An 11,828-nucleotide genomic window follows, 5' to 3' on the forward strand; every position below is an offset into this window, starting at 1 on the left:
CAATCACATGAGTTTAAGTGATGATGAACAATTCGACCAATTTAAGTCGTTTGCCAAAAAATATGGTTCTGCAATCATTAGCGGAATTCTCATTGCCTTGATTGCCTTTTTCGGATGGGAATACTGGCAAAAGAAAACGCTTGCTGAGTCTCAGAACCAAACGGCGAAAGTACAAAAGTTGATGGATGAGGCGCAAGCGATCTCGGGTCAGCCGAATGCATTTGAGACCATCTCTGAAGCAGCCGATAAAATTGTGAAAGAAGATGCGAATTCAGTACAGGCGTTGCAAACACAATTTCTTCTAGCAAAGCTCGCTTATGACAAAGATGATTATGTTGCGGCTGAAAAAGCATTAAAGAAAGTTGAAAATTCAACAGTCAAAGATGCAGGGTTGGTGCAAATTGTTAAACTACGTTTAGCAGATGCACAACTCGCGCAGAAGAAATATGACGAAGCGTTAAAGACCTTGGACAAGGTGGTTGAGCCAACCTTTCAAGCGACAGTAGATGAACTTCGTGGTGATATTTTTGTTGCGAAAAAAGAAACTGAATCAGCACGTAAAGCGTATCAGAGTGCGTGGGATAGCTTGATCGAGCGTAAGAAAGAGCGTCAGCTTTTACAAATTAAACTCGAAAGTGTTGGCGTTTTAGTAGATGATCCTGAAGTTGAGCGCCCGATCTTAGATACCAATGTGGATGAGTCTTAATGCAGAATAAACTAAAACTACCATTGGCAATCGCTATTGCCTCAGCTTTATTCGTTGGATGTTCGAGTAATAAAGTTAAGCCAGTGAAACCCAATCCATTGCCAAAAATCACGCAAGAACAGAGCTTAAACCTTGTCTTTTCGCAAAGTGTTTCTTCTACCAATGCGGCTGAATCTTTACGTTTACAGCTCGATACAGACAATGGTGTGATTTTCACGCCTGATCCAGATGGGCAAGTCTCAGCTTATAACGGTAAACAACGTCTTTGGAAAAGTAAGATTACCAAACAAGAGCTAACGGCTGGTGTTGAAGCAGGCGAAGGGATTGTGGTTGTTGGTAATCGAAAAGGGCAGTTGTTTGCTTTAGACCAAACCACAGGTGAGCAAAAGTGGACAACACAATTGTCTGGTGCCATTTTATCTCCATCCTCAATACAGTTAGGTCGTGTGATTACACTGGCAAATGATGGAACTGTATTTGCACATGATGCTGTTTCAGGACAACAGGTTTGGGCTTATAAACTGCCAAATATTCAGTTTAGCTTGCGTGGTCAAGCTGCTCCTGTACCTTTGGATGAGCGCACAGTACTCATTGCTTCAGCCAATGCGTATATCTATGCAATCGATGTGATTAGCGGTATACCTCAGTTCCAACGTCGTGTTGCCATCAGTGAAGGTCGTTCAGATATTCAACGTTTGATTGATATCAATGGTGATCCAGTGGTTGCAGGTCAATATTTAGTGACCAGTAGCTTTCAAGGGCAAGTGACTGTGACTGATTTAGCGACACAACGTGTGGTGTGGAGCGAAGATGCGAGTAGTACCAACCGTCCAGAAGTATCTGAAGATAAAGTATTTATATCAACAGTTGATGGTAAATTGAATGCCTACGATCTCGCTACAGGCGAGTTGGTTTGGCAGAATGAAAGCTTATTGAATCGTAAGTTAAGTAACCCTGTGATGTTGGGACAAAATCTCGTGGTCGGTGATTTAGATGGTGTTTTACATCTGATTGAGCCTGCTTCGGGTAAGCTGATTGGTCGTGCAAAAACGCGTGGAGATGTCCGTTCACTACGTGTGATTGATGATCAGCTTTATGTCGCTACACGAAAAGGTGCATTAAGCATTTGGCAGAATCGTTAATTTTATCCAAGCTTGTGGTAAAATAGCTGATTAGCAATTGCTAGACAAAACATCTATCGGGGTATTTGATTATCAAAGCCCCGAATTTTTATTTTATTTACTTGAGTTCGGTATCAAATTTTAATTGAAATGTGATACTCGGAAACGTCATCCACAATTGTTTGAGACAGGACTACATTTATTAAATGAAGTTTCTGTGGCAAGTTAAGAAACTCGACGGTAGTGAACCTTGCGGAGCTATAGTCGCTCTTCATGTGGATGACAATGGTTTTGCCTACTTTTCCCGGAATGAGAAACAACGTTTCGCAAGGTAGGTCGAGCTGAAGGCTTATCCCCAAATAGGGTGAGTACTCGGCAAGATCCCATTATGATCATTCATACCTCAAGGTTATTCTCTATATCAAGGTTAACTATGAAACCCGTTATTGCGCTCATTGGTCGTCCAAATGTCGGAAAATCAACGCTATTTAACCAAATCACAAAAAGTCGTGATGCTTTGGTTGCTGACTTCGCTGGTTTAACTCGTGACCGCAAATATGGTGATGCGGTTTTTCAAAATAAGTCGTTTATTGTCGTCGATACTGGTGGTATTGGTGAAAATGAAGGCGGTATTGATAGCTACATGGCAGAGCAGTCAAAAACGGCAATCAATGAAGCTGACATTATCGTTTTTGTGGTCGATGCTCGTGCAGGTCTATTGGCCTCAGACGAACAAATCGCACGTGAATTACGTACTTTAGGTAAAAAAATCTACCTTGTTGCCAACAAGGTAGATGGCGTTCATGCTGAAGCTGCTTTGGTTGAGTTTTACAAACTTGGTATGGGTGAGCCCTTACAAGTGGCTGCTAGTCACGGCCGTGGCGTACAGCAAATGCTTGAGGATGTCTTGGTTGATGTTCCAGAAGATGAAAGCGATGAAGCGCATGATAAGGCGACAGGCTTACGTTTAGCCATTATTGGTCGTCCAAACGTTGGTAAATCGACTTTGGTCAACCGTTTGCTCGGTGAAGATCGTGTGGTTGCATTTGATGAACCAGGCACGACACGCGATTCTATTTATATTCCGTTTGAACGTGATGGTCGTAAATACACCTTAATTGACACTGCGGGTGTACGTCGTAAAGGTAAAGTAGATGAAATGATTGAGAAATTCTCAATTGTGAAAACGCTACAAGCGATTAAAGATGCACATGTCATTGTTGTGGTTTTAGATGCACGTGAAGGTGTGGTCGAACAAGATTTACATCTGATAGGCTATGCGCTTGAAGCTGGACGTGCGATGTTGATTGCCATTAATAAATGGGACAACATGACTGAATACGACCGTAAACAATGTAAGTTGGATGTCGATCGTCGTTTTGACTTTATTCCTTGGGCGAAAGTGCATTTAATCTCTGCATTACATGGTACAGGGGTGGGGGAAATGTATCCAACTATCCATCGTGCTTATGAATCGTCACATTTGAAAGTTTCGCCTGCAAAATTAACCCAGATTTTGAATGATGCAACAGAAGCGCATCAGCCGCCAATGATTGGGGGTAAACGTATTAAAATGCGTTATGCGCACATGGGCGGACAAAATCCACCAACGATTGTAGTCCACGGCAATAAGGTTGACAAAACCCCTGCGGACTATCGTCGTTATCTCGAAAATGTGTTCCGTAAAGTATATAAACTGGAAGGAACGCCAGTGCGTGTTGATTTCAAAACCTCAGATAATCCATTTGAAGGTCGTAAATCTATGGTAGATGAGCGTGTTGCCGCACGTAAACGTCGTTATGTACAGAAGTTCAAAAAAGCTGAGAAAAAAATGAAGCGTTAATTCAAGATAAAATCATAAGCCCAAACTTTGTTTTGGGCTTTTTTATGATAATTTTTAGATCATTAAAGTTAATAATATTAACTTATGTTTAGAAAAACTTTACATTTTATTTGTTTCAAACGCATATTAAAAAACATCGATTTAAGTTATTGAAATGTAAATAAAATATTTTTTTGTTAAATTTAGTCACAGTGCTATAATGCGCCCACAAAAGATTATTGATGATGTGTTTATACATGAACACTGAACACTGAACACTGAACACTGAACACTGAACACTGAACACTGAACACTGAACACTGGACGATGCATTGCATGTTGAAACTCCATCTAACGCAGCCTCAGCGTATTGATGCACAGCAAAACTATGCTGCGTTGGACGCTATTCCTGCCATGCAGCGTCGACGTCTATCTGCCTTGGCAAAAATGGCATTAAGCAGCGCTTTGACAACCTTAAATGGCCAACATGTTGATTATATTGTTTGGGCTTCCCGATATGGGGACGAACAAAAAACCTTGCATATTCTCCAAGACGTATTACAACAACAAACACCATCACCAACACAATTTTCAACCTCAGTTCACAATGCAATTGCAGGCTTGTATTCGATTCTATGTCAGGATGCGACGCCCTCGACAAGTTTAAGCTGTGAATGGACGGAAGCATTGATTGAGGCTTATGCCATTTTAAAGTCAACACCCTCGGCACAACGTGTGTTGGTGGTGGCATATGATCAAGCTTTACCGAGTGTTTATAATGATGCCACTGAGTTCTCTGCATTTGCTTTGGCGACCGTCGTGAGTTTAGAAAATCCCAATCTGGAAGTTTTACAGCTCAGTGGCTCGGAATCATTAGAAAGTTTAGCTTTTTACCAGTTTTGGCAGGCTACAGAAGCAGGCCGATCTGTGTTGAGATGGAAAAAATGTTAAAGCTGAATCAGATTAAACAGAAAGCCAATTATGCTTGGCGTGTCGCAGCTACAGGTTTCAGCTTTGCAAGTTTTGGTGCGGGTGGGATTGGGATTGCAACGGTTGTGGCTCCCTTGGTTCATTTAAGCAGCCGTAATCACGTTGTGCGTCAGCAGCGCGCGCAGCAAGTCATTCATTACAGCTTCAAGGGCTTTACTGAAATGTTGGTCAAGCTTGGCGTGATGACTTATTCAGTCGAGGGATTGGAAAAGCTGCAAAGTAGCCGCCAAGAATTGGTCATTGCCAATCATCCAACCTTAATTGATGTCGTGGTGATGATTGGATTAATGCAACAAGCCAATTGTGTTGTTAAACAGTCCTTATGGTCTAATCCATTTACACGTGGTCCAGTACGGAGTGCGGGTTATATTTTAAATGCAGGTTCACAGCAGTTTATTGAAGACTGTGTGCTTCGATTAAAACAGCAGGGTGCAGCTTCATTACTGATTTTTCCTGAAGGAACTCGAACTGAAAAAGGTGAATGCCTGAATGAGTTCCAACGTGGTGCTGCAAATATTGCGATTCGTGCCAATGTGCCCGTACGTCCAGTTTTGATTACATGTATGCCATCCACCTTAACCAAAAATGAAAAATGGTATCATGTGCCCGCACAGCCTTTTCATATTGAGATTAAGGTGCTGGATGCAATAGAAGTCCAAGATATCTTGGCAGATTCAGAAGTTTCACCGAAACAGGTGCGTCAGTTGAATCAGGGTTTTTATCAAATTTTTAATAATGAGTTATCGAAAAATGAGCAATCTTGCTGATGAATTAAAGCAAATGATTATTGATGTTCTCGCGCTTGAGGATATTGGCATCAGTGATATTGAAACTGAAGCACCACTCTTTGGTGAGGGTTTGGGCCTAGACTCAATTGATGCGCTAGAGTTAGGCTTGGCATTGAAAAAACGCTATAACATTCATTTGAATGCAGAATCAGATGAAACCAAACAACATTTTAAATCAGTTCAAAGCTTAGTGGCTTTGGTTGAAGCACAGCAAGCTGGTTAAGGAGTAGATCAATGTTAACTCAAGAACAGGTGCTGGCAAAGTTAAGAGAGTGGATGCAGGATTTATTCGAAATTGAACCTGATGATATCCAACTTGATTCCAATTTATATGAAGATCTAGATGTAGACAGCATTGATGCTGTTGATCTTGTGGTTAAAATTAAAGAACTGACTGGCAAGCAAGTCAAGCCTGAAGATTTTAAAACCGTAAGAACAGTACAAGATGTTGTTGTGGTCATTCAGAACATGACGGCTGAATGAGACATCTATTTAGAGGGGGATTGATCACATTTTTTGTGTTGTACCCCTTTATTGTTGGATGGAGCCTGTCGCATGGACAGTTCATCTGGGTCAGTGTTTTACTCGTCGTTTTGGGTGTTAGTCGCTTGCTGAGCGCCAAAAAAGATTTGATGTTACCGCTGACTGGTTTAGCCATTATTTGTGGTGGATTAAGTCTGATTTTAAAAGATCATGCTTGGCTCAAGCTTTATCCTGTTGGCATGAGTCTCGGTGCGTTGATAATTTTTGCACTGACACTGTATCGACCACCTTCCATGATTGAGCGTTTTGCTCGTCTGGTTGAACCTGATCTGCCAGCCTCTGGCGTGGTGTGGACACGGAAAGTCACTGTGGTTTGGTGCCTTTTCTTTATGATGAATGCCGTGATTGCACTGACAACGGTATTTGCACCAATGAAATATTGGATCATTTATAACGGCTTTGTGTCTTACCTATTGATGGGGATATTATTCCTCGGTGAGTACATCTTGCGAAAAAGACATCAACGTTTAAATCAAACGACACCTTAAAATATTATGCCTATTTCTTTTTATAATGATGCTGATTCAGCGAATACATTGTGTATTACTTCTGAATTAAAAACAATTTCTCATGCCGATTTTTGGCAAGATGTCGCTGAACAAGCTGCAGCAATCAAGGGATTGAGCCAAGAGACTTGGGCATTGTGGGAACAAGATAGCTATCAGTTTCTGTTGTTATTTTTTGCAGGCTTATTGGCCAATAAAAAAATCATTTTACCTCCCAATCGTGTCCGAGATTTAGAACAACAATTTGCCCAGCAACAGATTTACTTTCTGAGCCGTCAGTCTGTTACTGTGAATGTAGATGAACGCTTTTCTCAACTGATTCGTATACAAGATGATGATTTCTTAAATCAGGCAGAGATCATGTTCTTTACCTCGGGTTCAACAGGCGAGCCGAAAAAGATCGAACGTACTTTAAAGCAACTCCTCAATGAAGTGATTGGCTTAGCTGGCAGTTTTCAGTTCAACCAGAAAAGCGTTGCCATTGCTACAGTCAGTCACCAGCATATTTATGGATTACTGTTCAAACTGCTTTTACCGTTGGCAACAGGACGTCATTTTTTTAATCCGCAACTGGCTTTTCCTGAAGATGTTATTCAAGCTCAACAGCGTTTAGCTCAACAAGGGTGGAGCAACTATCTGATTTCCAGTCCTGCTTTATTAAAACGCTGGACGCAGGATTTGGTCTTGCAGCAGTGCGAAATGGTGTTCAGTTCGGGTGGAAAATTAGATGCAGGTGTTCGACCACATTTGAATGTACCGATTGTTGAAGTACTCGGGAGTTCAGAAACTGGGGGGATTGCACATCGTCAATATGATGATGCCGCATGGACAGCTTTTAAGAATGTTGAGATTCAGATTGCTGCAAACACTCAACTCATGGTGCGAAGTAACCATGCGGGCGAGTCTGGCTGGATCATCACTGGTGATGCTGCTAAGTGGATTAATATCGACGATAAGCAATTCAAACTTTTAGGTCGTTTGGACCGCATTATCAAGTTGGAAGAAAAGCGCTTGAGTCTGGATGCGATTGAGCACAATCTGAATAATTTAGCGGAAGTAGAGCAAAGCCACACGCTACTACTTGAACATCAACATCGGCAAATTCTGGCAGCGATTGTGGTGCTCAGTGCAGAGGCTCAACAGCAGTTAATTCACTTAGGTAAAGCTGCTTTTGTAAAACAGTTGAAGCAGCAGTTACAGTCTCAGCTGGAAAGCATTGCCATTCCTCGACAATGGCGCTTTTTGAGTCAGATTCCACAAAATGCTCAGTCAAAACGCGATAAAAATTATTTAAAAGCATTATTTACACCGATGTTACAGCCAGTCGTGCTATCGCAATGGCAACAACAGGACGAGCAATATTTTAGCCTTGAGTTTCCTGCCGAACTGGAATGCTTTAAGGGGCATTTCCTGAATCAACCGATTTATCCTGGTGTTGGGCAGATCAGTTTTATTCAACAGTTTGCCAAGAGTAGCTGGTCTGACTTAAATGAGTGTCAGGGCTTGGAGCAGATCAAGTTCCAGAACCTGATACGTCCTTATGCAGTGATACAGTTAAAATTAACACGAAAACAGCATAAAATTAGCTTTGAAATTACCTCAGAGCAACAGGTCTTGGCTTCAGGGCGTCTATTGTTTGCGCTTGAACAGCTCTAGGAGTCCGCTGATGTTGAACTATGGCATTGTTATTCCTGTTTATAATCATCCGCACTATCTTGCTGATCTTGTGCAGTATCTGGAACAATTTCAATATCCGATTATCCTCGTCAATGATGGTAGTGATGCTGAATGTACGGCAGTTCTACATCAACTGGCACGACAGCATCCATTGGTTGATCTAGTAGAACATCAGACCAATCAAGGTAAAGGGCAAGCGGTTATTACTGGGCTGCAGCATGCTGCCCAGTTAGGGATGACGCATACGCTGCAAATAGATGCGGATGGTCAGCATTGCTGGGAAGATGTGCCGAAATTTATCGAACTTTCACAGCAACATCCCCAAGCGATGGTGATTGGACAGCCGATCTTTGACGATTCTGTGCCTAAAAAGCGTCTCTACGGTCGTTATATCACGCATTTCTGGGTGTGGTTAAACAGTTTGTCTTTCGAGATTAAAGACAGTATGTGTGGTTTCAGGGTCTATCCGTTGGCAAAAACCATAGCGATACTCAATGCTGCTCAATTTCAGCCTAGAATGGGTTTTGATAGTGAAATCTTGGTCCGCTTAAAATGGGAAAATACCTCCTTTGTGAATGTACCTACACGGGTAATTTATCCTGAACATGGCGTGTCACATTTTAATGTGTGGCGTGATAATCTGGGCTTAAGTCAGGCACATGCTCGATTATTTGCAGGTATGTTGCTGCGCTTTCCAAAACTGATTTGGCATAAGTTTAAGGCGGACTGATGACGACACCGCAAACTTCGCAGGACACATGGCATCAGATTAAGGAACGAGGCGGACTGTTGCCGCTGATGCTGATGCTTGGATTTTATCATTGTGGCGGCCGTTGGCTATGCCGTGTGGTACTGTATTTTATTATTATGTGGTATTGGCTCTTTGCGGTGACAGCACGACATGCCTCTTTACAATATTTACAACGCTTGCATCAATTCGCAGGATCTCAGTCACCGTTTGCAGTAATGCCGAGCTGGGTGAATAGCTATACGCATTTCATGCAGTTTGGTGAGTGTATTTTGGATAAGATTGAGGGATGGTTAGGGCATATTCCCGAGCAAAAACTGCAATTGTTTGGGCATGAGCACTTCCAGCAACATTACCAAAAAGGCGCGATTATTGTGGTGTCGCATTTTGGCAATATTGAATTGTTACGTGCGCTAAAATCGGAGCACCCACAAAAAATTAATGTACTTGTTTATCAAAAGCATGCCTCACAATTTAATCAGTTTTTAAAAAAAATTAATGATAAGGCTGATGTCAATTTAATCGCAGTGGATGAACTAGGCATTGAAACAGCCATGCTGTTACAGGAAAAGATGGAGCAGGGTGAGTGGGTGATTGTGGCGGCGGATCGAATTCCTGTGCAGTCGGATCGAGTGCAAAGCATTCAGTTTTTGGGAAATGAGGCTGCGTTGCCACAAGGGGCATGGATTTTGGCCAATTTACTGAAAGTTCCTGTGCTGGCAGTATTTTGTTATCGTGCCCAACAAAAGTTTCAGGTCCATATTCATGCGATTGCCGCGCAAGTGGATTTACCTCGAAAAACCCGATTAAGCAGCATGCAACAGATCACCCAAACCTATGTCACCGTATTAGAACAACATTGCTTACGGGCACCGTATCAATGGTTTAATTTTTATCAGTTTTGGACAAAATAACGTGAATGCAAGTCAAATTGAAGCAATGCTCAAGCCAGTCCTGATTGTTGGGGAACAGCCACTCAGTATTGAAGATGTGGTCGCAGTTGCTCGACAACAGCGTCAGGTTGCTTTACCGACAGCAATAGCTTGGCGTGAGTTGATTCAGCGTGGTGCGGATTTTCTGGATCAGCTCTTGCTTGATGAAGGTGTGATCTACGGAGTCACCACAGGCTATGGTGACTCGTGTCTGGTTGAAATTCCCATGCATCAGGTCAACGAATTGCCTTTGCATTTGTCTCGTTTCCATGGTTGTGGTCTAGGTGAAAATCTGGATTTGATCACTGCTCGTGCGGTGGTAGTGACTCGTCTTTGTTCACTCGCACGGGGTTATTCGGGTGTGTCTTTGGCCTTGCTGGAACGTTTGGTTTGGATGCTGAATGAAAATATCATTCCAGTGATTCCATCGGAAGGCTCTGTCGGGGCAAGTGGTGATCTGACGCCTCTGTCCTATATTGCAGGTGCTTTGGTTGGGGAGCGTGATGTCTATGCGCAAGGCAAGATTGTGCCGATTGCACAGGTCTATGCTGAGCAAGGCTTGGACGCATTGGTGTTACGCCCGAAAGAAGGCTTGGCACTGATGAATGGTACCGCGGTGATGACGGCGATTGCCTGCTTAAATTATAAAAAAGCAGAACAGGTGGCATTGGCCAGTACTTTGATTACCGCTTTAAATGTCTTGGCTTTAGAAGGTAATCCAAGTCATTTTGATGAAGTCTTATTTGCCCAAAAACCGCATCAAGGTCAGCAACTGATTGCACAGCAATTACGTGAATGGCTCAATAGTGAAGTACAAACGGCACCTCAAAGTCCTCGTTTGCAGGATCGTTATTCCTTACGTTGTGCTCCGCATATTATTGGGGTGTTTGAAGATTCAAAAACATGGTTGCGCCAGTTTATTGAAAATGAATTAAATTCCAGCAATGATAATCCGCTGATTGATCCTGTGAATTTACGGGTGCTGCATGGCGGGCATTTCTATGGCGGGCATATTGCGCAAGCCATGGATAGTTTGAAGATTATGATTGCCAATATTGCCGACTTGATGGATCGACAAATTGCACAGTTGGTCGACCATAAAATGAATCATGGTTTAGCACGCAATTTAACGGGTGCCAGTGCCGAGCGCTTACCCTTGAATCATGGTTTTAAAGCGGTTCAAATTGGAGTTTCGGCTTGGACGGCAGAAGCCTTGAAACATACCTTGGCAGCGTCTATTTTCTCACGTTCTACAGAATGCCATAACCAAGACAAAGTCAGTATGGGCACCATTGCCGCCCGAGATGCGACTCGGGTAATTACCTTGACGCAGCAGGTTCTGGCGGCGTTATGTTGTGCCAGTGTGCAGGCCGTGCATTTGAAAGGTGTTGAATCTCAATTAAGCCCGCCTTTAAAAGCTTTTGTTGAGTGGACCTTACAAAGTTTTGCATTACTGGAAGAAGATCGTCCTTTACAAACTGAACTACAACAGATTATTGATCGTTTCGACAACTTTGAATTGTTTAATCAATTCCAGCAACAGGTCTAGGAGCGACAGATGCACGCAGATGTAATCATTGAAATCCCGTTTCATGATGTCGATACCATGAATGTGGTCTGGCATGGACATTATTTAAAGTATTTCGAAATTGCGCGTTGTAAGTTATTGGAACAGTTTAATTATAACTACAACCAGATGAGAGCATCGGGCTATGCATGGCCTGTGATTGAAAGCCATGTGCGTTATGTACAGGGGATTGAGTTTGAACAGAAAATTAAAGTTCGCGCGATTTTAAAAGAATGGGAAAATCGATTAAAAATTGAATATTTGATTCTCGATGCAGAAACGGGACGCCGTTTAACCAAGGGCTATACCACACAAGTTGCGGTGAACATTGCCACTCGTGAAATGTGTTTTCAGTCACCGCAAATTTTATTGGATTGTTTAAATGCATGGGATGCGTTTAAGGAGCATCAGCATGGTTAATTCTGGTT

Annotated in this window: 13 protein-coding genes; all 13 read left to right on the forward strand. The window is 42.4% G+C overall.

Going from position 1 to position 11,828, the window contains the following annotated elements; all coding sequences use genetic code 11:
- The first annotated feature begins 7 nt into the window (after positions 1–7).
- The 13 genes from MMP72_RS07910 to MMP72_RS07970 all read left to right on the forward strand — a co-directional run bounded on the left by MMP72_RS07910 (position 8) and on the right by MMP72_RS07970 (position 11,820).
- Positions 8–706 (forward strand): tetratricopeptide repeat protein, encoded by a 699-nt coding sequence (locus MMP72_RS07910; RefSeq protein ID WP_241316150.1) that lies wholly within the window; start codon positions 8–10, stop codon positions 704–706.
- Entirely contained in the window at positions 706–1,848 is a 1,143-nt protein-coding gene (gene bamB / locus MMP72_RS07915; protein ID WP_241316151.1) for an outer membrane protein assembly factor BamB, read from the forward strand. Before MMP72_RS07910 ends, bamB begins: the two co-directional genes overlap by 1 nt.
- 412 nt (positions 1,849–2,260) lie before the next feature.
- Entirely contained in the window at positions 2,261–3,670 is a 1,410-nt protein-coding gene (gene der, locus MMP72_RS07920) for a ribosome biogenesis GTPase Der (protein WP_004669600.1), read from the forward strand.
- A 315-nt stretch (positions 3,671–3,985) separates the two neighbouring features.
- Complete coding sequence (locus MMP72_RS07925; protein ID WP_241316152.1) at positions 3,986–4,600, forward strand: beta-ketoacyl synthase chain length factor; 615 nt, start codon at positions 3,986–3,988, stop codon at positions 4,598–4,600.
- Positions 4,585–5,406 carry a lysophospholipid acyltransferase family protein gene (locus MMP72_RS07930; protein WP_241316153.1) on the forward strand — a complete coding sequence of 274 codons (822 nt, stop codon included), beginning with the start codon at positions 4,585–4,587 and terminating at the stop codon, positions 5,404–5,406. Before MMP72_RS07925 ends, MMP72_RS07930 begins: the two co-directional genes overlap by 16 nt.
- The gene (locus tag MMP72_RS07935) at positions 5,390–5,650 is read left to right on the forward strand and encodes a phosphopantetheine-binding protein (protein WP_005206340.1); all 261 of its coding nucleotides are present in this window, start codon (positions 5,390–5,392) and stop codon (positions 5,648–5,650) included. Before MMP72_RS07930 ends, MMP72_RS07935 begins: the two co-directional genes overlap by 17 nt.
- An 11-nt stretch (positions 5,651–5,661) precedes the next feature.
- Positions 5,662–5,910, forward strand: coding sequence for an acyl carrier protein (locus MMP72_RS07940; protein ID WP_241316155.1), 249 nt, complete (start codon positions 5,662–5,664; stop codon positions 5,908–5,910).
- The gene (locus MMP72_RS07945; RefSeq protein WP_241316158.1) at positions 5,907–6,458 is read left to right on the forward strand and encodes a septation protein IspZ; all 552 of its coding nucleotides are present in this window, start codon (positions 5,907–5,909) and stop codon (positions 6,456–6,458) included. Before MMP72_RS07940 ends, MMP72_RS07945 begins: the two co-directional genes overlap by 4 nt.
- A gap of 6 nt (positions 6,459–6,464) precedes the next feature.
- On the forward strand, positions 6,465–8,132 hold the full coding sequence (locus MMP72_RS07950; RefSeq protein WP_241316160.1) for an AMP-binding protein: 1,668 nt from the start codon (positions 6,465–6,467) through the stop codon (positions 8,130–8,132).
- 10 nt (positions 8,133–8,142) lie between these two features.
- Positions 8,143–8,883, forward strand: a complete 741-nt coding sequence (locus MMP72_RS07955; RefSeq protein WP_241316162.1) for a glycosyltransferase family 2 protein — start codon at positions 8,143–8,145, stop codon at positions 8,881–8,883.
- On the forward strand, positions 8,883–9,815 hold the full coding sequence (locus MMP72_RS07960; RefSeq protein ID WP_241316165.1) for an acyltransferase: 933 nt from the start codon (positions 8,883–8,885) through the stop codon (positions 9,813–9,815). The genes MMP72_RS07955 and MMP72_RS07960 overlap by 1 nt, the downstream gene beginning before the upstream one ends.
- A 25-nt stretch (positions 9,816–9,840) precedes the next feature.
- Positions 9,841–11,382 carry an aromatic amino acid ammonia-lyase gene (locus tag MMP72_RS07965; RefSeq protein WP_241316384.1) on the forward strand — a complete coding sequence of 514 codons (1,542 nt, stop codon included), beginning with the start codon at positions 9,841–9,843 and terminating at the stop codon, positions 11,380–11,382.
- Between the two features lie 9 nt (positions 11,383–11,391).
- Complete coding sequence (locus tag MMP72_RS07970; RefSeq protein WP_241316166.1) at positions 11,392–11,820, forward strand: acyl-CoA thioesterase; 429 nt, start codon at positions 11,392–11,394, stop codon at positions 11,818–11,820.
- Positions 11,821–11,828 lie beyond the last annotated feature (8 nt).

Origin of the sequence: Acinetobacter sp. NIPH 2699 (assembly GCF_022549355.1) — a bacterium.
Taxonomy (GTDB): Bacteria; Pseudomonadota; Gammaproteobacteria; order Pseudomonadales; family Moraxellaceae; genus Acinetobacter.

Bases quoted from the DNA above. Each gene is read 5' to 3' on its own strand.
- MMP72_RS07910 (WP_241316150.1), top strand. From the start codon at position 8: ATGAGTTTAAGTGATGATGAACAATTCGACCAATTTAAGTCGTTTGCC.
- bamB (WP_241316151.1), top strand. From the start codon at position 706: ATGCAGAATAAACTAAAACTACCATTGGCAATCGCTATTGCCTCAGCT.
- der (WP_004669600.1), top strand. From the start codon at position 2,261: ATGAAACCCGTTATTGCGCTCATTGGTCGTCCAAATGTCGGAAAATCA.
- MMP72_RS07925 (WP_241316152.1), top strand. From the start codon at position 3,986: ATGTTGAAACTCCATCTAACGCAGCCTCAGCGTATTGATGCACAGCAA.
- MMP72_RS07930 (WP_241316153.1), top strand. From the start codon at position 4,585: ATGGAAAAAATGTTAAAGCTGAATCAGATTAAACAGAAAGCCAATTAT.
- MMP72_RS07935 (WP_005206340.1), top strand. From the start codon at position 5,390: ATGAGCAATCTTGCTGATGAATTAAAGCAAATGATTATTGATGTTCTC.
- MMP72_RS07940 (WP_241316155.1), top strand. From the start codon at position 5,662: ATGTTAACTCAAGAACAGGTGCTGGCAAAGTTAAGAGAGTGGATGCAG.
- MMP72_RS07945 (WP_241316158.1), top strand. From the start codon at position 5,907: ATGAGACATCTATTTAGAGGGGGATTGATCACATTTTTTGTGTTGTAC.
- MMP72_RS07950 (WP_241316160.1), top strand. From the start codon at position 6,465: ATGCCTATTTCTTTTTATAATGATGCTGATTCAGCGAATACATTGTGT.
- MMP72_RS07955 (WP_241316162.1), top strand. From the start codon at position 8,143: ATGTTGAACTATGGCATTGTTATTCCTGTTTATAATCATCCGCACTAT.
- MMP72_RS07960 (WP_241316165.1), top strand. From the start codon at position 8,883: ATGACGACACCGCAAACTTCGCAGGACACATGGCATCAGATTAAGGAA.
- MMP72_RS07965 (WP_241316384.1), top strand. From the start codon at position 9,841: ATGCTCAAGCCAGTCCTGATTGTTGGGGAACAGCCACTCAGTATTGAA.
- MMP72_RS07970 (WP_241316166.1), top strand. From the start codon at position 11,392: ATGCACGCAGATGTAATCATTGAAATCCCGTTTCATGATGTCGATACC.